This window comes from Microbacterium jejuense (assembly GCF_019511665.1).
GTDB lineage: Bacteria > Actinomycetota > Actinomycetes > Actinomycetales > Microbacteriaceae > Microbacterium > Microbacterium jejuense_A.
Genome location: NZ_JAEUAW010000010.1, coordinates 95,865 through 117,671, shown reverse-complemented (window position 1 = coordinate 117,671; position 21,807 = coordinate 95,865). Strand labels below are relative to the sequence as shown.

23 protein-coding genes and 2 tRNA genes are annotated in these 21,807 nt (G+C 70.8%); 19 read left to right on the top strand and 6 right to left on the bottom strand.

The window, feature by feature from the left end; genetic code table 11:
- Positions 1 to 31 precede the first annotated feature (31 nt).
- Genes dnaJ through era form a run of 7 tightly spaced genes read left to right on the top strand, consistent with a single transcriptional unit; the run spans position 32 to position 6,126 of the window.
- Complete coding sequence (gene dnaJ / locus JNB62_RS13655) at positions 32 to 1,147, top strand: molecular chaperone DnaJ (RefSeq protein WP_220301452.1); 1,116 nt, start codon at positions 32 to 34, stop codon at positions 1,145 to 1,147.
- Positions 1,148 to 1,150: 3 nt separating this feature from the next.
- Entirely contained in the window at positions 1,151 to 1,888 is a 738-nt protein-coding gene (locus JNB62_RS13650) for a 16S rRNA (uracil(1498)-N(3))-methyltransferase (protein ID WP_220301451.1), read from the top strand.
- 55 nt (positions 1,889 to 1,943) lie between these two features.
- A complete protein-coding gene (locus JNB62_RS13645) occupies positions 1,944 to 2,291 on the top strand; it encodes an HIT domain-containing protein (protein ID WP_220301450.1) in 348 nt (115 codons plus the stop codon).
- Positions 2,269 to 3,375, top strand: a complete 1,107-nt coding sequence (locus JNB62_RS13640; RefSeq protein WP_220301449.1) for a PhoH family protein — start codon at positions 2,269 to 2,271, stop codon at positions 3,373 to 3,375. The genes JNB62_RS13645 and JNB62_RS13640 overlap by 23 nt, the downstream gene beginning before the upstream one ends.
- Complete coding sequence (ybeY, locus tag JNB62_RS13635; protein ID WP_141894442.1) at positions 3,372 to 3,842, top strand: rRNA maturation RNase YbeY; 471 nt, start codon at positions 3,372 to 3,374, stop codon at positions 3,840 to 3,842. The genes JNB62_RS13640 and ybeY overlap by 4 nt, the downstream gene beginning before the upstream one ends.
- Positions 3,839 to 5,191 (top strand): hemolysin family protein, encoded by a 1,353-nt coding sequence (locus JNB62_RS13630; protein ID WP_220301448.1) that lies wholly within the window; start codon positions 3,839 to 3,841, stop codon positions 5,189 to 5,191. The genes ybeY and JNB62_RS13630 overlap by 4 nt, the downstream gene beginning before the upstream one ends.
- Entirely contained in the window at positions 5,188 to 6,126 is a 939-nt protein-coding gene (gene era / locus JNB62_RS13625) for a GTPase Era (RefSeq protein WP_220301447.1), read from the top strand. The genes JNB62_RS13630 and era overlap by 4 nt, the downstream gene beginning before the upstream one ends.
- A gap of 10 nt (positions 6,127 to 6,136) precedes the next feature.
- On the opposite strand, the gene JNB62_RS13620 is transcribed toward era, so the two are convergent.
- Positions 6,137 to 6,766, bottom strand: a complete 630-nt coding sequence (locus JNB62_RS13620; protein ID WP_220301446.1) for a hypothetical protein — start codon at positions 6,764 to 6,766, stop codon at positions 6,137 to 6,139.
- 251 nt (positions 6,767 to 7,017) lie between these two features.
- Here JNB62_RS13620 and leuA point away from each other — a divergent pair, with 251 nt between their 5' ends.
- On the top strand, positions 7,018 to 8,778 hold the full coding sequence (gene leuA / locus JNB62_RS13615; protein ID WP_220301445.1) for a 2-isopropylmalate synthase: 1,761 nt from the start codon (positions 7,018 to 7,020) through the stop codon (positions 8,776 to 8,778).
- Between the two features lie 100 nt (positions 8,779 to 8,878).
- On the opposite strand, the gene JNB62_RS13610 is transcribed toward leuA, so the two are convergent.
- Complete coding sequence (locus JNB62_RS13610) at positions 8,879 to 9,565, bottom strand: trimeric intracellular cation channel family protein (protein WP_220301444.1); 687 nt, start codon at positions 9,563 to 9,565, stop codon at positions 8,879 to 8,881.
- A 73-nt stretch (positions 9,566 to 9,638) separates the two neighbouring features.
- On the opposite strand from JNB62_RS13610, the gene recO reads away from it, so the two are divergent.
- The 3 genes from recO to JNB62_RS13595 are packed head-to-tail and all read left to right on the top strand — an operon-like array spanning position 9,639 to position 11,922.
- The gene (gene recO / locus JNB62_RS13605; protein WP_220301443.1) at positions 9,639 to 10,382 is read left to right on the top strand and encodes a DNA repair protein RecO; all 744 of its coding nucleotides are present in this window, start codon (positions 9,639 to 9,641) and stop codon (positions 10,380 to 10,382) included.
- Entirely contained in the window at positions 10,379 to 11,203 is an 825-nt protein-coding gene (locus JNB62_RS13600; protein ID WP_220301442.1) for an isoprenyl transferase, read from the top strand. Before recO ends, JNB62_RS13600 begins: the two co-directional genes overlap by 4 nt.
- 29 nt (positions 11,204 to 11,232) lie before the next feature.
- Positions 11,233 to 11,922, top strand: a complete 690-nt coding sequence (locus JNB62_RS13595) for a DsbA family oxidoreductase (protein ID WP_220301441.1) — start codon at positions 11,233 to 11,235, stop codon at positions 11,920 to 11,922.
- A 60-nt stretch (positions 11,923 to 11,982) separates the two neighbouring features.
- On the opposite strand, the gene JNB62_RS13590 is transcribed toward JNB62_RS13595, so the two are convergent.
- A complete protein-coding gene (locus JNB62_RS13590; RefSeq protein WP_220301440.1) occupies positions 11,983 to 12,486 on the bottom strand; it encodes a glutathione peroxidase in 504 nt (167 codons plus the stop codon).
- Between the two features lie 60 nt (positions 12,487 to 12,546).
- Between JNB62_RS13590 and dusB the strand changes: the two genes are divergently transcribed.
- The 6 genes from dusB (at position 12,547) to JNB62_RS13560 (ending at position 18,680) form a co-directional block, all read left to right on the top strand.
- Entirely contained in the window at positions 12,547 to 13,713 is a 1,167-nt protein-coding gene (gene dusB / locus JNB62_RS13585) for a tRNA dihydrouridine synthase DusB (RefSeq protein ID WP_220301439.1), read from the top strand.
- Positions 13,703 to 15,064, top strand: coding sequence for a deoxyguanosinetriphosphate triphosphohydrolase (locus tag JNB62_RS13580; RefSeq protein WP_220301438.1), 1,362 nt, complete (start codon positions 13,703 to 13,705; stop codon positions 15,062 to 15,064). Before dusB ends, JNB62_RS13580 begins: the two co-directional genes overlap by 11 nt.
- Positions 15,064 to 16,932 carry a DNA primase gene (dnaG, locus tag JNB62_RS13575; RefSeq protein ID WP_220301437.1) on the top strand — a complete coding sequence of 623 codons (1,869 nt, stop codon included), beginning with the start codon at positions 15,064 to 15,066 and terminating at the stop codon, positions 16,930 to 16,932. Before JNB62_RS13580 ends, dnaG begins: the two co-directional genes overlap by 1 nt.
- Before the next feature lie 66 nt (positions 16,933 to 16,998).
- Complete coding sequence (locus JNB62_RS13570) at positions 16,999 to 17,787, top strand: ATP-binding cassette domain-containing protein (RefSeq protein WP_220301436.1); 789 nt, start codon at positions 16,999 to 17,001, stop codon at positions 17,785 to 17,787.
- Between the two features lie 76 nt (positions 17,788 to 17,863).
- Positions 17,864 to 17,936, top strand: a tRNA-Asn gene (locus JNB62_RS13565).
- A gap of 75 nt (positions 17,937 to 18,011) precedes the next feature.
- Entirely contained in the window at positions 18,012 to 18,680 is a 669-nt protein-coding gene (locus tag JNB62_RS13560; RefSeq protein ID WP_220301435.1) for a hypothetical protein, read from the top strand.
- Positions 18,681 to 18,727: 47 nt separating this feature from the next.
- On the opposite strand, the gene JNB62_RS13555 is transcribed toward JNB62_RS13560, so the two are convergent.
- The 3 genes from JNB62_RS13555 to def all read right to left on the bottom strand — a co-directional run bounded on the left by JNB62_RS13555 (position 18,728) and on the right by def (position 20,514).
- A complete protein-coding gene (locus JNB62_RS13555) occupies positions 18,728 to 19,327 on the bottom strand; it encodes a DUF305 domain-containing protein (RefSeq protein WP_220301434.1) in 600 nt (199 codons plus the stop codon).
- An 83-nt stretch (positions 19,328 to 19,410) separates the two neighbouring features.
- Positions 19,411 to 19,863 carry a DUF6153 family protein gene (locus JNB62_RS13550; protein WP_220301433.1) on the bottom strand — a complete coding sequence of 151 codons (453 nt, stop codon included), beginning with the start codon at positions 19,861 to 19,863 and terminating at the stop codon, positions 19,411 to 19,413.
- 84 nt (positions 19,864 to 19,947) lie between these two features.
- Positions 19,948 to 20,514 (bottom strand): peptide deformylase, encoded by a 567-nt coding sequence (gene def, locus JNB62_RS13545; protein ID WP_220301432.1) that lies wholly within the window; start codon positions 20,512 to 20,514, stop codon positions 19,948 to 19,950.
- Between the two features lie 42 nt (positions 20,515 to 20,556).
- Between def and JNB62_RS13540 the strand changes: the two genes are divergently transcribed.
- Together JNB62_RS13540 and JNB62_RS13535 are read left to right on the top strand one after the other, a co-directional pair.
- On the top strand, positions 20,557 to 21,651 hold the full coding sequence (locus tag JNB62_RS13540; RefSeq protein ID WP_220301431.1) for a DMT family transporter: 1,095 nt from the start codon (positions 20,557 to 20,559) through the stop codon (positions 21,649 to 21,651).
- Positions 21,652 to 21,674: 23 nt separating this feature from the next.
- A tRNA-Ile gene (locus JNB62_RS13535) sits at positions 21,675 to 21,748 on the top strand.
- The last annotated feature ends 59 nt before the right edge of the window (positions 21,749 to 21,807 follow it).

Here is a 21,807-nt window from a genome sequence, read left to right as displayed (position 1 = left end):
CCCGCGGCCCGGCCGCGGCAGGAAGGCGAAAGTGGCTGACCACTACGAGGTCCTCGGCGTCTCACGCGACGCCACCCCCGACGAGATCAAGAAGGCCTACCGGCGCCTGGCGCGCCAGCTGCACCCGGACGTGAACCCGGGTGAGGAGGCATCCGAGCGGTTCAAGCTGGTGACCCATGCGTACGACGTCCTGAGCGACCCCGATCAGCGCGCCCGCTACGACATGGGCGGCGGCGACTCGCCGTTCGGCGGCGGAGCCGGCGGCTTCGGCGGGTTCGGCGACATCTTCGAGACCTTCTTCGGCGCGGCCGGCGGCGCACGCGGCGGGCGACCCCGTTCGCGCCGCGAGCGCGGCCAGGACGCCCTCGTGCGCGTCACCCTCGAGCTCGGCGACGTCGTGTTCGGCGTGCACCGCGACATCGAGGTCGACACCGCGGTGCTGTGCGAGACGTGCGAGGGCTCGTGCTGCCAACCCGGCACCACCCCTGTCACCTGCGACATCTGCCACGGCACCGGTCACGTGCAGCGCCAGGTGCGGAGCCTCCTCGGCAACGTCGTCACCACCCAGCCCTGCAACGTATGCCAGGGCTACGGCACGACCATCCCATACCCGTGCGCCACGTGCCAGGGGCAGGGACGCGTGCGCTCGCGCCGCACGGTGTCGCTCGACATCCCCGCCGGCGTCGAGACGGGCCTGCGGCTGCAGCTGCCCGGCTCGGGCGAGGTCGGTCCCGCGGGCGGTCCCAACGGCGACCTGTACATCGAGGTCACCGTCACGCCGCACGAGGTGTTCAGCCGTGACGGCGACGACCTGCTCGCGACGCTCGAGGTGTCGATGCCGGACGCGATCCTCGGCACCACAACGACGATCGAGTCGCTCGACGGTCCGGTCGACCTCGAGGTGCGCCCGGGCGTGCAGGCCGGCGACGTCCTGACGGTCAAGGGCCGCGGCATCACACCGCTGCGCGGCTCGCAGCGCGGCGACCTCAAGGTCGGCGTGCACGTGGTCACGCCGACGCGGCTCGACCACAAGGAGCGCGCCCTCATCGAGGAGTTCGCCAAGCGCACGAAGGCTCCGGCCCCGAAGCTCGCGGAGTTCCACCAGGGGCTCTTCTCGAAGCTGCGCGACCGCTTCCGGAACGGCTGATCCGTGGCCCTGCACTTCCTCCTCGACGAGCCGGCGACGGCCGCGGCCGGCGACGCGGTGACGCTGACGGGCACCGAGGCGCACCATGCCGCGACCGTCCGCCGCGTGCGCGTCGGCGAGGAGGTCACCCTCGGCGACGGCCGCGGCGCGTGGCTGACGGGCAGGGTCGAGTCCGTCGCGCCCCGCGAGGTGGTCGTCCGCATCGAGCAGCGGATGGATGCCGCCGCCCCCCGCCCTCGCGTCGTGCTCGTGCAGGCGCTGGCCAAGGGGGACCGCGACGAGCTGGCGGTCCAGGCGGCGACCGAGCTCGGCGTGGACGAGATCGTGCCCTGGCAGGCGTCGCGCAGCGTGTCGCGGTGGGACGCGGCCAAGGCCGCCAAGGGCCGGGCGCGCTGGGCGACGATCGCCCGCGAGGCGGCCAAGCAGGCTCACCGCGCGTGGCTGCCCGATGTCGTGGAGCTCACCACCACCGCCGCGCTCGTGCAGCGGGCCGCGGCATCCCTCGTCCTCGTCCTGGAGCCGACGGCCGAGGACGCGCTGAGCGACCTCGCGCTGGACGCCGCGGACGGCCGCGACATCGTGCTCGTGGTCGGACCGGAGGGCGGGATCGCACCGGAAGAGCTGGGCGCCCTCACCACGGGCGGCGCACGGCCGGTGCGTCTGGGCGACACGGTGCTGCGCACCTCGACCGCCGGACCCGCCGCCCTCGCCGTCGTGAGCACGCTCCTCGGACGCTGGTGAACCGGCTGCGTGGGCCCCTGGGCCCGCTCGGGGGCCGCGTCGGTAGACTTGCCGCATGACCGAACCCTCGATCTTCACCCGCATTCTGAACGGAGAGATCCCTGCCGAATTCGTCGGTGAGACCGAGAACGCGGTCGCGATCAAAGACATCGCCCCGCAGGCTCCTGTCCACGTCGTGGTCTTTCCGCGCTCGCAGGAGTACCGCAACGTCGTCGAGCTCGCCGCAGCCGACCCCGACCTGATGGCAGAGCTCGTCGGACTCGCCAACACCGTCGCCGCCGAACTGTCCGACGGCGACTTCCGCCTCGTATTCAACACCGGCCCGCACGCGGGCCAGACCGTCTTCCACGTGCACGCGCACGTCCTGGCAGGCGGACTCGATGAGAAGAGCCTCGGTGCCTGAACACCCTGCTGACAATCCCGTCACCGACCGGGTCTACGCCGACGGCGTCGCCATGGTGCAGCTGCTCGGTCCGCAGGACCGCCTGCTGCGCGTCGTCGAGAAGGAGCATCCGGGCGTCGACGTCCACGTGCGCGGCAACGAGATCACCCTGACCGGCGAGGCCGACGCCGTCGCGGCGGCGCGTTCGCTCGTCGACGAGCTGCTCGCGATGACCCAGGCCGGGCACGCGCTCGGCGAGGCCGACGTGGCGGCATCCAATCGCATCCTCCGCTCGGACGGCGGACCGCGCCCCTCGGAGGTGCTCGGCGAGGCGATCCTGTCGTCGCGCGGACGCGTGATCCGCCCCAAGACCCTCGGGCAGAAGGCATACGTCGATGCGATCGAAGAGAACACGATCGTGTTCGGCATCGGACCTGCCGGCACAGGAAAGACCTACCTCGCGATGGCGAAGGCGGTGCAGGCCCTGCAGCGCAAGGAGGTCGACCGCATCATCCTCACGCGTCCGGCCGTCGAGGCGGGGGAGCGGCTCGGGTTCCTGCCCGGCACCCTGACCGACAAGATCGACCCGTACCTGCGGCCGCTGTACGACGCGCTCAACGAGATGATGGACCCCGAGATCGTGCCCAAGCTCATGGCGACGGGCACCATCGAGGTCGCACCGCTGGCGTACATGCGCGGCCGCACGCTGAACAACTCGTTCGTCGTGCTCGACGAGGCGCAGAACACCACGCCCGAGCAGATGAAGATGTTCCTCACGCGGCTCGGCTTCGGCACGCGCATGGTCGTGACGGGCGACATCACCCAGGTCGACCTGCCGCAGGGCGCGTCGGGGCTGCGGCTCGTCACGCGCGTCCTGAAGGACATCGACGACATCCACTTCGCCTACCTCACGAGCGACGACGTCGTGCGCCACAACCTGGTCGGGCGCATCGTCGACGCGTACAGCGAGTACGACGAGCTGCGTCTGGCCGCCCGCCGCGAGCGGGACGAGGCGTCCGAGTTCGCCAACCGCGCCGAGCGGCGCGCGGGGATGCCGCGCTCCGGCGGCCCCCGTGACCACCTTCCGAAGCGAGGACGCTCATGACCATCGAGATCGGCAACGAGTCGGGCATCGCCGTCGACGAGGCGGTGCTGCTGCGTCTCATGGAGCACAATCTCGCCGAGCTGCACGTCAGCCCCGACGCCGACGTGGCGATCCTGCTTGTGGACGAGGGCGCCATGGAGGCGCTGCACGTGCAGTGGATGGACGAGCCCGGCCCGACCGACGTGCTGAGCTTCCCCATGGACGAGCTGCGCCCCGGCACCGAAGACATGCCCACGCCGGCCGGTCTCCTCGGCGACATCGTGCTGTGCCCGCAGGTCGCCGAGACGCAGGCCGTCGCCGCGAAGCACTCGACGCTCGACGAGCTCATCCTCCTCACCACCCACGGGCTTTTGCACCTGCTCGGCTTCGACCACGCCGAGCCCGAAGAGGAGCGCGAGATGTTCGGCCTGCAGCGCGAGCTCATCGCGTCGTTCCAGGCGTCCGAACGCCGACGACCCCGCGCATGACCGCTGCCCTGCTCCTCGTCGCGGCGGCGCTGCTGCTCGCCTTCGGCGCGCTGATGGTCGCGATCGACGCGGCGCTCGGCGTGACCTCGCGCGCCGACCTGTCCGAACTCGGTGCCGGCGGCCGCAACGCGAACGCGCTGCAGCGGATCGCCGCCGATCCCGAGGCGCACAGCAACGCCGTGCTCTTCATCCGCGTCCTGGCCGAGACGACGGCGGCCGTGCTCGTCACGGTCGCGTTCACGCTGCTGTTCTCGAACATCTGGTGGGCGATGCTCGCCGCCGCGGTGCTCATGACCGGCGTGTCCTACGTCGTCGTGGGCGCGAGCCCTCGCACCGTCGGCCGCCTGCACGCCAAGGGCCTGCTGCGCAGCGCAGCTCCCGTGATCCGCGGCGTGCGCATCATCCTCGGCCCGCTGGCGCACGGCCTCGTGGTGATCGGGACCCGCATCACGCCTGGCGGGTCGCGCGGCTCGTCCTTCGCCTCCGAGGAGCAGCTGCTCAGCATCATCGACGAGGCCGCCGAGAACGAGCTCATCGAGCAGGACGACCGTGAGCTCATCCATTCCGTGTTCGACTTCACCGACACCTTCGTGCGCGCCGTCATGGTGCCCCGCACCGACATGGTGACGGTGGATGCCTCGACCTCGACGCGTGAGGCGATGACGATCTTCCTCGAGAAGGGCGTGTCGCGTGTGCCGATCGTCGACGACGACGCGGACGACGTCGTCGGGGTGCTCTACCTCAAGGACCTCGTGCAGTTCGGGTTCCGCGACGAGTCCGGCTGGCGGGACGCCCCCATCGCACGCATCGCGCGGCCCGCGGTGTTCGTGCCGGAGTCGATGAAGGCCGAGACCCTGCTGCAGCAGATGAAGCGCGACGCCGTGCACGTGTGCCTGGTCGTCGACGAGTACGGCGGCGTGTCGGGGCTCGTGACGCTGGAGGACCTCATCGAGGAGCTGGTCGGCGACATCTCGGACGAGTACGACCCCCGCGCCGCGGAGGTGACCGAGCTGGAGCCCGGTCACTATCGCGTCAGCGCGCGGCTCGGCCTCGACGAGGTCGGCGACCTGTTCGGGCTTGACCTCGAGGATGAGGACGTCGACTCCATCGGCGGCCTGCTCGGCAAGGCGCTCGGCCGGGTTCCGCAGCCCGGCGCGACGGCGGAGTACGCCGGTCTCGTCATGACCGGCGGAGCCTCGCGAGGCCGTGGCCGGGGGATCTCGACCGTGTTCGTCGAGCGCGGCGCCTCCGCGCCCGATCCCGGCCGCTCGCCGCGCACCGGCGAGATCCGCATCGTGAACCCGCGGTCCGGCGAGATCCGGCTGCCGAAGAAGGAGGAGACGTCGTGACCGAGTACCCGAGCACCCCGCCGTCCGATGCGCCTGCCGGCTCCGCCGACGGGCGCTCCGGCTTCGTCACGTTCGTCGGCCGCCCGAACGTCGGCAAGTCGACCCTCACGAACGCGCTCGTGGGCGAGAAGGTCGCCATCACGAGCGACAAGCCCCAGACCACGAGGCGCGCGATCCGCGGCATCCTGAACCGCCCCGGCGGTCAGCTCGTGATCGTCGACACGCCGGGTCTCCACAAGCCGCGCACCCTGCTCGGCCAGCGACTCAACGACCTCGTCGAGCAGGTGCTGGGCGACGTCGACGTGATCGGATTCTGCGTCCCCGCGACCGAGAAGGTCGGACCGGGCGACCGTCGCATCGCGGAGTCGCTGGACGGCTACGGCCGCGCCAAGAAGGTCGCGATCGTCACGAAGACGGATGCGGCCTCGCGCGATCAGATCACCGAGCGCCTCATGGAGGTCGACAGTCTGCGCGAGGACTGGGCGGCGGTCATCCCGCTGTCGGCGTTCACGCGGGAGCAGCTGGACGTCCTGAGCGACGAGCTGCTGGCGCTCATGCCCGTGGGCCCCGCGCTGTACCCCGAGGACGTCGTGACCGACGAGTCCACCGAGGACCGCGTCGCCGAGATCATCCGCGAAGCCGCGCTCGAGGGCGTGCGTGACGAGCTGCCGCACTCGATCGCCGTGACGATCGAAGACATCGCCGAGCGCGAGGACGGCGACCTCACCGACGTCTACGCGAACATCGTCGTCGAGCGCGACAGCCAGAAGGCGATCATCATCGGCCACAAGGGCTCGCGGCTGAAGGACGTCGGCACGCGCGCTCGCGCGCAGATCGAGCCGCTGCTGGGCACGAGGGTGTTCCTGAAGCTCCACGTGCGCGTCGCGAAGGAGTGGCAGCGCGATCCGAAGCAGCTCGGACGCCTCGGCTTCTGAGCCCTCGCGCTCAGCCGTCCATGTCGCGGATCGCCGAACGGACGACGACGAGGTCGGCGCCGTACTCCGCGTCCGCGGCGTCCTGCCAGGTGCCGTCGTCCCACACGACGTCGACCCACAGCCAGCCGTCCTGCGGCGTCGAGCCCAGGTAGGAGTCGCCCAGCCGGCCGGGCAGTTCGGCCTGGATCGCGGCGAGCGTGGCGTCGTCACCCGCCCCGGGCTTCCCATCCGTCGGATCGGGGAGGGCGATGGGGTCGTACAGCGCCAGGAGGACCGGCGGCTGCGTGGCGGTGAACGACTCGCCGTCGTACGTGCCGCGCACGGCATACGCGCCCCACGTCGTGTCGCCGGAGGTCTCGGCGCCCTCGACGCCGTCCCACGACCAGCCCTCGAGCGGGATGCCGGAACACTGCGGCGGGAAGGACTCGGCGACGGGGCCCAGGCACAGCCGGACGTCGCCGCCGGCGTCGAGCACGGTTCCTGTCGCCGTCACCTCGCCCTGCGGAGGCACCGGCGTGACCGCTCCGAGCGACGGATGCGGTGTGCCCGCACCCGAGGACGAGGTGGCGCACGCCGTCGCGGCGAGGAGGACGAGGGCGCCGGCGGCGACGATGCCGAGCGGCCTGACGAGACGTCTCATACCCTGCAGGTGTCGGCGCGACACGGATCGTCTCACAACCGCGTGCGCGGCATCCCGATCGGTCCCGGTTCGCGCAGGCGGCGATCGCGGGTGTAGCCTGAGGGCATGCGCTTCGGCGGGCTCCTTCTTCTTAGCCGCCGCGACGAGACCTCGTTCTAGGGCCTTCCTCGTCGCGGAGCTTCTTGTTGGCCCGCAACCCCAGGCATCGACAGCCCCACTCGGGGCGTCGGCGACGAGAGAAGCGACGAATCATGCAGAACACCCAGAAGCCCTCGGGCATGCCGGTCCACAAGTACCGCCCGTTCCACGAGCAGATCCGCGTGGATCTGCCGGACCGCACGTGGCCCGATCAGCGGATCACGACCGCGCCGCGCTGGTGCGCCGTCGACCTGCGCGACGGCAACCAGGCGCTCATCGACCCGATGAGCCCCGAGCGCAAGCGCATCATGTTCGACCTGCTCGTGAAGATGGGCTACAAAGAGATCGAGGTCGGCTTCCCGTCGGCGAGCCAGACCGACTTCGACTTCGTGCGCCAGCTGATCGAAGAGGACCTGATCCCCGACGATGTCACCATCCAGGTGCTGACGCAGGCGCGCGCACACCTCATCGAGCGCACGTACGAGTCGATCGCCGGCGCCAAGCAGGCGATCGTCCACCTCTACAACTCGACGAGCGTGCTCCAGCGCGAAGTCGTCTTCCGCACGGATGAGCAGGGCATCATCGACATCGCGCTCGAGGGCGCTCGCCTGTGCCGCGAGTTCGAGAAGCGCATTCCCGAGACCAAGGTCTTCTACGAGTACTCGCCCGAGAGCTACACCGGCACCGAGCTCGAGTTCGCCCTGAACGTCTGCAACCAGGTGATCGAGGTCTTCGAGCCGACGCCCGATCGCAAGGTCATCATCAACCTGCCGGCGACCGTCGAGATGGCCACGCCCAACGTCTACGCGGATTCGATCGAGTGGATGAGCCGCCGGCTCGCCCACCGCGAGAACATCATCCTCTCGCTGCATCCGCACAACGACCGCGGCACCGCGATCGCGGCCGCCGAGCTCGGGTACATGGCCGGCGCCGACCGCATCGAGGGGTGCCTCTTCGGCAACGGCGAGCGGACGGGCAACGTCGACCTGGTCGCGCTCGGCATCAACCTGCTGACGCAGGGCATCGACCCGCAGATCGACTTCAGCGACGTCGACCACGTGAAGCGCACCGTCGAGTACTGCAACCAGCTGCCGGTGCACGAGCGCAGCCCCTGGGCGGGCGATCTGGTGTTCACCGCCTTCAGCGGCTCGCACCAGGACGCCATCAAGAAGGGCTTCGAGGCGATGGAGGCGCGCGCGGCCGAGGCCGGCGTCACCGTGGACGAGATCGAGTGGGCGGTGCCGTACCTGCCCATCGACCCGAAGGACCTGGGCCGTTCGTACGAGGCGGTCATCCGTGTCAACTCGCAGTCCGGCAAGGGCGGCGTCGCGTACCTGCTGAAGACCGACCACTCGCTCGACCTGCCGCGCAAGCTGCAGATCGACTTCTCGGGGGTCGTGCAGGCGAAGACCGACGCGGAGGGCGGCGAGGTCACGAGCGATCAGATCTGGCGGATCTTCACCGACGAGTACCTGCCGTCGGAGGTCGCCGACGAGCGCTGGGGCCGTTTCGAGCTGCTGGCCACCAGCACGCGCAGCGACCTGTCGGGCGACGTCGAGCTCGACATCACGCTGCGAGACGGCGACGAGCGACGCAACGAGTCCGGCCGCGGCAACGGCCCGGTGGCGGCATTCCTCGAGATCATCCGAGCCCAGGGCTTCGACGTGACCCTCTACGACTACGTCGAGCACGCGCTCAGCGCCGGCGGCGACGCGCAGGCGGCCGCCTACATCGAGCTTCAGGTCGACGGCGAGCGCCTGTGGGGCGTCGGCATCGACTCCGACATCTCGACCGCATCGCTCAAGGCGATCGTGTCGGGCGTGAACCGCGCCATCCGTACGCGGGAGCGCTCCGAGGCCTTCGCGGGCGTCTGAGCGCTGACCGTCGACGGGTGTGCGCGGGCGATCCCCGCGTGCACCCGTCGGTGTTCGCCCGCCGACGTCCGCCGATGGCGTCGTCGGCTGAGGGGATGCCTCAGGGCTTGACGATCGGGATCGTCGAGGTCTCCACGGCCACCTTGCGGCGGTAGAGCGCCCGCTGCTCGGGCAGCGAGATGTCGAAGATCACCGCGAGCAGGCGGATGACGGCCGTCACGATGATGCCGATGATGGCCGCCGCGACGATGTTGACGCCCAGTTCGTGCGCGGAGGCGAGGACGAGGCATCCTGCGCCGGCGGCCACGGCGTACAGCGAGCCGACGTGCATGATCGCGACGGGCAGGCCCATGATCATGTCGCGGAGGATGCCGCCGCCGACGGCCGAGCAGACGCCCACGAACACGGCGGGAACCAGCGGCAGACCGAGGACGAGCGCCTTGCTGGTGCCGAAGGCGCCGAACAGGCCGATCACGAGCGCATCGAGCCCGACGATGACGGCGTTGAGGCGCTGGAAGAGCCCGGCCAGCAGCATCCCGAACAACGCCGCACCCGTCGCCGTCAGCAGGTACCAGTTGCTCTGCAGCGTCGTCGGCGCCACGTTCAGCAGGAGGTCGCGGATGAGCCCGCCGCCCATGCCGACGACGATGCCGATGATGGCGACGCCCAGCATGTCGAGTCGCCGCTGACCGCGGAATCCCGACGCGAACAGCGCCCCCTGGATGCCGCCGAGGCCGACGGCGGTGAGGTCCGCCCACAGCGGAATCACGAAGACCGGCTCGTTCACCCCTCCATTCTCGCCGTGGCGGCGCCCGGAGCGGGCGACGCCACGACGATGCGCCCACGGCGATAATGGTCGTGTGCCCACCTACCGCGATGAAGTCGTGGTCCTGCGCACCCACAAGCTGGGTGAGGCCGACAGGATCGTGACGATGCTCAGCCGTCGTCACGGCAAGGTGCGCGCTGTCGCGAAGGGCGTGCGCCGCACGTCGTCGCGGTTCGGCTCCCGCCTGGAGCCCTTCATGGTGGCCGATGTGCAGCTGTACCAGGGCCGCTCGCTCGACATCGTGCAGCAGGCCGAGTCGCTCGGGTCGTACGGCGCCGACATCGTCGCGCACTACGACCGCTACACGTCGGCGCACGCGATGGTCGAGGCGGCCGACCGGCTCAACGAGGCCGAGGCGACGCCGCAGCAGTACCTGCTGCTCGTCGGCGGTCTGCGCGCGCTCTCGCGCGGCGAGCACGCGGCGCGCAGCGTGCTGGACTCGTACCTGCTGCGGGCCATGGCGCTGTCGGGCTGGGCGCCCGGCCTCGGCGAGTGCGCACGGTGCGGGCGCACCGGACCGCACGACACGTTCGTGGCGCAGCAAGGCGGCATCGTGTGCCGCGACTGCGCACCGGTCGGCGCCGCACGGGTCGACGCCTCCACCGTCGCACTCCTGCAATCGCTCATGGCGGGGGAGTGGGACGTGGTGGATGCCGCCGCCCCGGGCTCGACGGCGGCGGCGTCGGGTCTCATCGCCGCGTACGCCCAGTGGCATCTGGAACGCGGCATCCGCTCGCTCTCTCACGTCGCGACAGCCCCGCAGGAAGGCCACCGGTGACTCCGAAGCCCTACACGCACCGCGATGCGGTGCCGTACCGCCCCCTCGACTGGACGGGGGTGTACCCGCCGGCCTACCCCAGGGGCGCCGTGCCGAACCACGTCGCGATCGTGATGGACGGCAACGGGCGCTGGGCGAACCGCCGGGGGCTGACGCGGATCGAGGGACACAAGGCGGGCGAGGCGGCGCTGCTGGACGTGGTCGCCGGTGCCATCCAGGCGGGCGTGAAGCACCTGTCGGTGTACGCGTTCTCGACCGAGAACTGGTCGCGGTCGCCCGACGAGGTGCGGTTCCTCATGGGATACAACCGCGATGTGCTGCACCGGAGACGCGATCAGCTCAACGAGTGGGGCGTGCGCATCCAGTGGGCCGGCCGCAAGCCGCGGCTGTGGGGCTCGGTCATCAAGGAGCTGCAGTTCGCCGAGCGCCTCACGGCAGGCAACGACGTGCTGACCCTCACGATGTGCGTCAACTACGGGGGGCGGGTCGAACTGGTCGACGCCATGCGGTCGATCGCCGATGACGTCGCCGCCGGCCGGCTGAAGCCGTCCGCCGTCTCAGAGAAGCTGATCCAGCGGCGGCTGTATCAGCCTGGCATGCCCGATGTCGACCTCTTCCTGCGCTCGAGCGGCGAGCAGCGCACCTCGAACTTCCTGCTGTGGGAGTCCGCGTACGCCGAATACGTGTTCCTCGACACGCTGTGGCCGGACTTCACACGCGCGGACCTGTGGCACGGCATCGACGTGTACCTGGGGCGCGACCGCCGGTTCGGCGGCGCGGTCGACACGCCCGACGCCGCCTCGGCGCATGCGGCGGAATAGATCGCTCCGCCGCAGCGGTTGTGCCTGACATGACAGACGCCATCAAGATCGACGTGTGGAGCGACATCGCCTGCCCGTGGTGCTACATCGGCAAGCGCAACCTCGAGAACGGCCTGGCCGCGGCATCCACCGATGAGGACGCCCCCGCCGTCGAGGTGACCTTCCACTCGTTCGAGCTCTCGCCCGACACGCCCGTGGACTTCGAGGGCGACGAGCTCGACTTCCTGGCGAAGCACAAGGGCATGCCGCGCGAGCAGGTGCAGCAGATGCTGGAGCGCGTCACCGGCGTCGCCGCTGACGCCGGGCTGGAGTACCGGTTCGACCTGCTCAAGCACACCAACACCGTCAAGGCGCACGAGCTGCTGCACTTCGCGAAGGAGCAGGGCCGGCAGCACGAGCTGGCGGAGCGCCTCATGGCCGCCTACTTCACCGAGGGTCGCCACCTCGGCCGCGAGGACGAGCTCGTCGCACTCGCCGCGGACGTCGGCCTCGACGCCGATGCGGCGCGTGACGCGCTGCAGAGCGGCCGCTACCTGGATGCCGTCCGCGCCGACCAGGCACAGGCAAGCGCGTACGGCATCAACGGCGTGCCGTTCTTCGTGATCGACGGCAAGTACGGCGTGTCGGGCGCGCAGCCCGCGGACGCCTTCGCGCAGATCGTCCGTCAGGTGTGGGCCGAGCACCGTGAACCCGCCGAGGCGGACGAAGCCGTCGCCTGACGCCCAGACATCAGAACGGCCCGCCGCGATCCATCGCGGCGGGCCGTTGTGCGTGCTGCCTCAGCGCGGCAGGTTCGACTCGATGACCTCGACGATGGCCGGGTCGTCGGGCTTCACGGTGGGACGGAATCGGTGGATGCCGCCATCCGGCGTGACCACGAACTTCTCGAAGTTCCACAGGATGGGGCCGCGCGCGCCCTCGGCGTCCCTCGACTTCTTGAGCGCCTTGTACAGCGGTGCAGCGCTGCCGCCGTTGACCTTGACCTTGTCGAAGACGGGGAACGTGACACCCCACGTCACGGAGCAGTACTCGAGGATCTCTTCGATCGAGCCGGGCTCCTGGCCCATGAACTGGTTGCACGGGAAGCCGAGCACCGTGAATCCACGGTCGGCGTACGCACGCTGCAGCTCCTCGAGCTGCTCGTACTGCGGGGTGAGCCCGCATCTGGAGGCGACGTTCACGACGAGCAGCACCTGATCGCCGTAATCCGCGAGCGTCGCGGTGCCTCCGTCGGCGGTCTGGAAGGAGATCTGGCGAAGGTCCGTCGCGGTGGCCTCGGTCATATCCCCAGGCTAAGCCTTCGCGTTCAGCCAAGGGCAGGATTCCTGTAAGAGAATGGAGGGGTGACGACCGCTCTCGCTCCCGAACGCACGCTGCGCATCGGGCCCATCGAACTCGACGCCCCCGTGGTGCTCGCGCCGATGGCGGGCATCACCAACACCGCCTTCCGCCGGCTGTGCCGCGAGTATGGCGCGGGGCTGTACGTGAGCGAGATGATCACCACGCGCGCACTGGTCGAGCGGAACGCGACCACGATGCGGCTCATCACCCACCACGAGTCCGAGAAGCCGCGATCCATCCAGCTCTACGGCGTGGATCCGGCCACGACCGAGGCGGCGGTGCGCCTTCTCGTCGAAGAGGACCGCGCCGACCACATCGACCTGAACTTCGGCTGTCCTGTCCCCAAGGTGACCCGCAAGGGCGGGGGAGCGGCGCTGCCGTGGAAGCTCGGGCTGTTCCGTGAGATCGTCACCCGCGCCGCCCGCGCCGCCGGCGACATCCCGCTCACCGTGAAGATGCGCAAGGGCATCGACGGCGACCACCTGACCTACCTCGACGCGGGACGCATCGCCGAGGACGCCGGGGTGGCGGCCGTCGCGCTGCACGCCCGCACCGCGTCCGAGTTCTACTCCGGCACCGCTGACTGGTCGGCGATCACGAAGCTCAAAGAGACCGTCACGAGCGTGCCGGTGCTCGGCAACGGCGACATCTGGTCGGCCGACGACGCGGCGCGCATGATGGCCGAGACCGGCTGCGACGGCGTCGTCGTGGGGCGCGGCTGCCTCGGCCGCCCGTGGCTGTTCGGAGACCTCGCCCGCGCGCTGGGCGGTCCGCAGGCTGCGCCCGCAGAGCCGGTGGACGCGACGCTCGGCTTCGTCGCCGCTGCGTTCCGCCGTCACGCCGAGCTGCTCGTCGAGTTCTTCGACGACGAAGGGCGCGGGTGCCGCGACATCCGCAAGCACGTCGCCTGGTACTTCAAGGGCTACCCGGTCGGCGGCGAGCTGCGTGCGAGCCTTGCGACCGCGTCCAGCCTCGCCGAGATCGACGACCTCCTGTCGACCCTCGACCTGGACGCGCCCTATCCGGGTGCGGCGGCCGAGGGCCAGCGCGGCCGTGCCGGCACGCCGAAGCGCCCCGCCCTGCCCGACGGCTGGCTGAACTCGCGCGAGCTCGGGGCGGAGGCATCCATCGCCCTCGCCGAAGCGGAACTCGACCACAGTGGCGGGTGACGCCGCCGGCGCGTCGGAACGGCCCTTCGGGTACGACGACGCGGATGCCGCACGCTTCCACGCCGAACGCCACCGCTCGCAGCGCGACGACTTCGCCCGCGACCGCGCGCGCGTGCTGCACTCGGCGGCCCTCCGGCGCCTCGCCGCCAAGACGCAGGTCCTGAGCCCCGCCAGCCCGGCGGACTTCGCCCGCAACCGCCTGACGCACTCGCTCGAGGTCGCGCAGGTCGGTCGCGAGCTCGCGACCGCGCTGCACCTCGCGGCCGACGTGGTCGACACGGCATGCCTGAGCCACGACCTCGGGCATCCGCCGTTCGGCCACAACGGCGAGCGTGCGCTCAACGAGTGGGCAGAGGACGTCGGCGGCTTCGAGGGCAATGCCCAGACGCTCCGCATCCTCACGCGTCTGGAGCCCAAGGTCATCGACGCGGACGGCCGCAGCTTCGGCCTGAACCTCACGCGCGCGAGCCTGGACGCCTCGTGCAAGTACCCGTGGACGGCCGACCACCCGCTTCCCGACCCGGGCGGGCGGCTCAAGTTCGGCGTGTACCCCGAGGACGAGGACGTGTTCCGCTGGCTGCGCGCCGACGCGCCCGGCCGCGTGCGCTGCATCGAGGCCGAGGTGATGGACCTCTCGGACGACATCGCGTACTCGGTGCACGACTTCGAGGACGCCATCGTCAACGGATACCTCGACCCCGCGCGTCTGGTCGACCCGCGCGAGCATGAGGCGCTCCTCACGGCGATCCAGTCGTGGGTCGGCTTCGACTTCGCCCGCGACGAGCTCGAGGACGCGCTGTTCCGGCTCACCCGCATGCCCGAGTGGATCGACGCGTTCGACGGCACGCGGGCGGCGCTGGCGAGCCTCAAGAACCTCACGTCCGACCTGATCGGGCGCTTCGCCCGGGCCGCCACGACGGCGACGCGGGAGTCGTACGACCTCGCGGTGCTCACGCGTTATCGGGGCCACCTGGTCGTGCCCCGCATCGTCGAGGCCGAGATGGCTGTGCTCAAGGGCATCATCGGCGCCGCGGTCGTGTCGATCGAGGGCCGCAAAGACCTCTACAAGGAGCAGCGCCGGGTGCTCAAACGCCTCGCGTCCGCGCTGTGGGAGCGCCCGGAGGCGCTGGACGCCATCCACGCGCAGGACTTCGCGGCGGCGGAATCGGATGCCTCCCGCCGGCGTGTCGTCGTCGACCAGGTCGCGAGCCTCACCGACCAGCTCGCCATCGCGTGGCACGGCAGCCTCGTCGCGCCCGTGGACGCGGCATCCGTCGGAGTGTGGTCGCCCGGCGCGCGACCGATGGACGTGCCTGCGCACCCGGCGTCGGCGTCACGCGGGGGTCGCTGATGCCGGGGCGCATCCGTCAGGCCGACGTCGACGAGGTCAAGGCGCGCACGAACATCGCCGACATCATCGGAGAGCGCGTGGCGCTCAAGTCGGCCGGCGTCGGATCGCTCAAGGGCCTGTGCCCCTTCCACGACGAGCGCAGCCCCAGCTTCAACGTCAGGCCGCAGGCGGGGTTCTACCACTGCTTCGGATGCGGTGAGTCCGGCGACGTGTACTCGTTCCTGCGCGCGATGGACCATGTGACCTTCACCGAGGCCGTCGAGCGCCTGGCCGGCCGCATCGGCTACGCGCTCCACTACGAGGACGGAGGCGCTGCACCCGAGCACACGGGCCGTGCACGCCTCTTCGCCGCCAACGCTGCGGCGGCCGAGTTCTTCCGTGGTCAGCTCATGACGCCCGAGGCCGACACCGCGCGGCGCTTCCTCGGGCAGCGCGGCTTCGACGCCGGTGCCGCCGGGCACTTCGGCGTCGGCTACGCGCCGAAGGGCTGGGAGGGCATGACCAAGGCTCTGCGCGCCCAGGGCTTCACCGACGAGGAGCTCTCGTCGGCAGGGCTCGTGTCGCAGGGCCAGCGCGGCGTCTACGACCGGTTCCGCGGCCGCGTCGTGTGGCCGATCCGCGACGTCACGGGCCAGGTGATCGGATTCGGCGCGCGCAAGCTGTACGACGACGACAACGGCCCCAAGTACCTCAACACGCCCGAGACGACGCTCTACAAGAAGACGAACGTGCTGTACGGCCTGGACCTCGCCAAGCGCGACATCTCGCGCGAGCACCGGGTCGTCGTCGTCGAGGGCTACACCGACGTCATGGCGTGCCATCTCGCCGGGATCACGACGGCGATCGCGACGTGCGGCACGGCGTTCGGCGCCGACCACATCACGGTGCTGCGTCGCGTGATGGGCGACGACTCGACCGCAGGGGAGGTCGTCTTCACCTTTGACCCCGACGCGGCCGGCCAGAAGGCCGCACTGCGCGCGTTCGCCGACGCCAAGCGGTTCAACGCGCAGACGTACGTCGCCACCGGCCCCGAAGGGCTGGATCCATGCGATCTGCGCCTGGCCCGGGGCGACGGGGCGGTGCGGGCGCTGCTGGAGACCAAGGTCCCCATGGTGGAGTTCGTGCTCGACCAGCGCATCGGCGGCTACGACCTCGCGAGCGTCGAGGGGCGCGTCGGAGCGCTGCGGACCGCGGCGCCCGTGGTCGCCGAACTGCGCGATCCGCTGCTGCAGCCGGAGTACATCCGGGTGCTCGCGCGGCGCCTCGGCATGGACACCGAGGACGTGCGTCGCGAGGTTGAGCGCGCCGGCCGGGGCGGCGCACGCGACGACCGGCGCCGCGACCCCCAGCCGACAACAGGCGCCGGCGAGCCGTCGGACGACGGTGCGCTGCGCGTGACTCTGGCCACGCTGCCCCGCACGCCTGAGGCCGCGCTGGAGCGCGATGCCCTCATGGGTGTGCTGCAGTTCGGCCACCGGATGGATCCGTCACTCGTTGCCCGAGCACTCGAGCTGCCGTTCCGGCTGCCCCCGCTCGATGCGGTGCGGGTCGCCGTGGCCGGCGCGTCGGCGACGATGCAGCGCCCCGGATGGTCGGTGGATGCCGTCGCCACCGTGCGGGAGCCGTATCGGTCGCTGGCGGCCGAGCTGCTCGCCGGCAACTTCCCGGCGCTCGACGACGACGCCGCCGTCGCTTCCACGAGCGATCTGCTGCGCCGCCTGGTGCTGAGGGGGCTCGATCGCGAGAAGGCCGAACTGCTCGGCGCCATCCAGCGGGTGCCGGCGGACTCCGAAGAAGGGCGCAGCATCCGCCTGCGCCTGCGCGAGCTCGACGCCCGCCGGCAGACGATCGTCGACGAGGCGTCCTGATCCGCTGCGGCGATCCATGCGCGGCGTCGGCTGGTGCGTGCGCGCCCCGCAGGGCAGGATGAGGGAATGGCTCGCCGACGAGATGCAGAGATGGCGATCGACTGCTCGGATCTGTCGATCGCCCGGGCAGGACGAGGCGGGCCGGCGCAGCGCGTCGTCGACGGGGTGACCTTCCGCGTGCCGCACGGCGGCACCCTCGCGGTCATGGGCCCGACCGGGTCCGGCAAGTCCTCCCTGGCGGCGGTGCTCGCCGGCGCCGACGAGCACGGCCTGACCGTCGTCGGCGGGGCCGGCACCGTCGCAGGCGTCTCGGTGCGGCATCCGGGACGCGCCCATCGCTACCTGACCTACTACGCCGGATACCTGCCGCAGTCCGCCGGGGCGCAGCTGCCCGCACGTCTGACGGTCTCGGAGGTCATCGGCGAGCCGATCACCAGCCGCGACCGGCGGGTGAGCCCCCGTGGGCTGGCGGTGAGGATCGCCTCGCTGCTGGACGAGATGATGCTGCCGCTGGGCGCATCGGCGAAGTATCCGTACGAGCTGAGCGCCGGCATGCGCCAGCGCGTCGCCTTCGCCCGTGCCCTGGTGCTGCAGCCGCGCGTGCTGATCGCCGACGAGCCGTTCGCCAACATGGACGTCGAGGTGCGCAAGGCGGCGCGCGACGCGATCCTGCGGCGCCGGCGCGAGCTCGGCATGGCCGCTCTCGTCGTCACGAACGAACCCGAGGTCGTGAAGGAACTGGATGCCGACGTCCTCGTGCTGCGCGGCGGCCACCCGGTCGCGTACGGGCACGGCACGAACGACCTGCTGTGGACGCCGAGCGCGGATGCCGACCGGCGCCTCGTCGGCTCGTGAAATGGCGTCGATGGTCATGAGCACGGCTCGAGCTTTGCTAGTATGGACTGGTTGCCCGCACGAGAGTGCGGAACATTCCTCCATAGCTCAATTGGCAGAGCAATCGGCTGTTAACCGATAGGTTCTTGGTTCGAGTCCAAGTGGGGGAGCGAAGGCCTCGGGGCTCCACCCCCGGGGCTTTCTTCGTTCTCAGGACGACTCCGTCCGATTCATCGAGGGGTGTCATGCCGGGTCGCGCGAAGTCCTCGCCGCTCGTCGCGGTCGAAGGATCCGTGCCCGCGCCGCGGCCGATCTACCGCTCGGCGGTGCTGCTGACGGTGCTGGCGGTCTATGCCGGCGTCGTGGCGTGGGTGGGCGTGATGGTCCTGTTCGGGCAGCAGCCGTCCATGTTCGCCGTCTCGGTGCCGGCTCCCTGGCTCTTCCTGGCGCTCGTGCCGTCTCTCGCCGCGATCCTCCTGGCGTTCCGAGGCAACGTGCCGTGGTCGGCGCTGCTCGCCGTCGCGAGCCTGTGGGTCGTGCCGACGGGTGTCGCGACGATCGCCGTCGTCGTGGTCGCGCTGGTCGTCGTGCGAGCCATCCGCCGGCAGTGGGCGGCCCATGACCTCGACACGGTGCTCGCGACGGCGTCGGCGCACGGCCTCCCCGTGCTCGTCGTGCAGCACGTCGCAGGCAAGGCGAAGCGCCGATCCGCGACCGACACGACGCAGGTGCAGGTGCGCGACGTGGATACCGGCGCGCTGACCACGGCACGCGTGTGGGGGCCGGTCCGCGTGGGGACGCACCTCGTGCGCCAGGGCATGAACGTCATCGCCCAGGCGCCGCCGGGAGCCGACGTGGAGCTGCGCCGCTGGGTCGACCGCCAGAACCGGCGCGCAGACGCGTCCGCTCGCTGACACGCCGGGGCGAGGGAGCCGGCGTGTCCGGCCCCCACGCCCCGCCGTCACAGCTGTGCCGCGAGCTCCTGCATCTCGGCGATCTCGGCCGACTGGTCGTCGATCACCTGCTGCGCGAGCGTGCGCACATCGGGGTCGGCCGCGTCGTCGAGCGCGTCCTGCGCCATCTCGACGGCGCCCTCGTGATGCACGACCATCTGCTCGAGGAACAGTCGCCCGGCCGCCGCGCCGTCCGCCGCCTCCAGGGCGGCCATGTCGTCTGCCGACATCATGCCGTCGCCGTGCTCCATGCCCTCGGCCGTCCCCGGATCGACGCCCCATTCCTCGAGCCAGCCCTGCATGACCTGGATCTCAGGCCCCTGCGCTGCCTGGATGCGCTCCGCGATCATGACGACCCGGGGATCGACGCCGTCCTTCGCGAGCACCAGGTCTGCCATCTCCACGGCCTGCTCGTGATGCGGGATCATCATGGTCACGAACATGACGTCCGCCGGCGTCGCGGCCGTGGAGGATGCTTCGGTATGGCCCCCGCTGCCGTGGTCCATTCCGGGCATGTCGCCGTCGTCCGTGGTTGCGGCGCAGCCGGCGAGTGCCAGGGCGGCGACGAGGGGGAGCGCTGCGAGCAGCGCGCGGGTAGGGGTGTTCATCGGTCTCTCTTCCATTCGGTGTCTGATGTCCGCGCGGATGCGCGGCGGCGCCTGGCCCGGCGATGTGCCGGGCGGGGGCCGCATCAGGTCCGACTGATGCAGAGGGCGATGAGGGACGAGGGATGCCGCGGTCCGAGGCACCGCGCGGCGCGGCCCGCCGCCGTCCACACGGGTGCGCGGCGCGACGTCGGCCACCATCCGAGCGGGCGCGCGGCGACGAGCACGGTCAGCAGCAGCGCCAGGACGCAGGCGACGGCCCACCCGGCGGATGTGCCGCGCGGGCCCAGTTCGTGCGCGGGCACCGTCGCGTCCGCGGCCGCGTTCGGCGTCACGGCCGACGCCGCGTCATGGTGCGAGGCGTCGGACCGCTCGGCGACGGCCGCCGGTGCCGCTGCCGAGGTGGCATGGGCCGCGTGTGCGCTCGGCGTCATCATGACGTGCATGCCCAACAGCCCGGCGATGATGGCGGCGGCCAGTGCGAGACGCACGACGAGCGGCGCGAGCCGTGGCCGAAGGAGGACGTGGGGATGCGGCATCCACTCTCCTCCCGCTGCGCGCACGGTCCTGCGTGCGCACCACTCTACGACATACCCCGGCAGGGTATCGAGCGGGCGGTGGGATCAGGCCTCGAGGTCGTCGATCCCCGGCGTCCAGGCGCTGCCGGGCCGACCCCAGCCGCGCTTGCGCGCGATCTTCTGGACGGTCTTCCAGTCGCCGTCGTCGAGGCGGTCGACATAGAGGATCCCGTCGAGATGGTCGAACTCGTGCTGCATGATCCGGGCGCGCCAGCCGTCGACCTGGATGCGCACGGGCTCGCCCTCCAGATCGATGCCGGTCACGAGCACCTCGTCCGAGCGGCGCAGCGGGAAGCGCTCGCCAGGGAAGGACAGACAGCCCTCGGACTCGTCGTCGGGATCGGGGGCACCCGGCTCGGTCGGGCGCATCCAGAGCTCGGGGTTGATGATCACGCCGCGCCACGGGTTGCCGTCGTCGTCGGCGTACGTGTACGTGTAGATCCGCAGCGGCACGCCCACCTGCGGAGCGGCCAGGCCCACGCCGGGTGCGGCATCCATCGTCTCGAACATGTCGGCGACGAGCGTCCGGATCTCGTCCGTGATCTCGCCGACCGGCGACGCGGGGGAGTGCAGGACGGGGTCGCCCATGATGCGAATCGGAAGAACAGCCACGCCTTGAGCCTACCGAGCGGCACCTCCGGCTAGTGTCGAAGGGTGGTGTGGACTGCGGATGAGCTCGGGGACGTCGGCGATCAGCTCGTCGGCGCCTTCCAGAACCCCGGAATCCTCATCGGCATCCCGCTGGCGCTGCTCGGCGCGGTGTTCATGTCCTTCGGCGCGCAGTACCAGCACCGCGGCGTGACGAAGGTCGAGCGGCTCACCGGCTCCTCCGGCAGCAGCGGCCTCGAGTTCAGCCATCTGCTGCGCTTGCTCGCCCGTCCGTCGTGGGTGATCGGCACCGTCATGCTGGGCCTGGCGATCGTGTGCCAGCTGTCGGCGCTGGCCTTCGCACCCCTCATCGTGGTGCAGCCGCTCGGCGCGATCGCGCTCGTGATCACGACGCTGCTGAATGCGCAGATCAGCGGGCACAAGCCGACGAAGCGGTCGCTGATCGCGATCAGCGCGTGCGTCGGCGGCATCTTCGTGTTCGTGGCGATCGCCGCGCTCTTCGCGACCGAGAAGCCGGTGTCGAACACCGAGCTGATCACGATCCTGGTGCTGCTGGCGATCGTCGCCATCGTCTTCACCGGACTGTGGATCTGGCTGCGCAAGCGGATCGGGCCGCTGTTCTACATCATCGCCGCCGGCGTGCTCTACGGCTTCGTCGCGACGCTGGCGAAGGTGATCATCGAGCGCATCAAGGCCTCCGACTTCGATTGGCTGACCTTCACGTGTCTCGGCGCGCTCCTGGTGGCCGCCATCGTCGGGGCGTACTTCGTGCAGAGCGCCTACGCCTCGGGTCCGCCCGACCTCGTCGTGGCGGGGCTGACGGTCGTGGATCCGATCGTCGCCATCATCATCGGCCTCACGATCCTGCAGGAGGCTGCCGGCGCCCCGCTGTGGGTGTTCATCTCGTTCGGCGTCGTCGGCGCGATCGCGGTGTGGGGCGTGTTCCAGCTCGCCCGCCATCACCCGCAGGTCGTGAGCGACAGCCAGGAGCTGCCGATCCAGCGCGGCAGCCACGGCGGACCGGCGGATGCCGCCCACCCGCGCACCGGGTCGGTCAAGGTCACCGAGGCCGTGTCGAAGGTGTGGCCCGAGCCGCGGGTCAAGGATCCCGCAGACGACCCCGACCGCCGCAAACGCTAGGCTCGAGACGCACGCAGGCGTGCGGGGCGGTGGCCAAGCTGGTCAAGGCAGCGGGCTCATAACCCGACGATCGTGGGTTCAAGTCCCACCCGCCCTACCGATACGGACGCCGCTGCTCTTCGGACAGCGGCGTCCGGCGTCTTTGTCGGAACCATT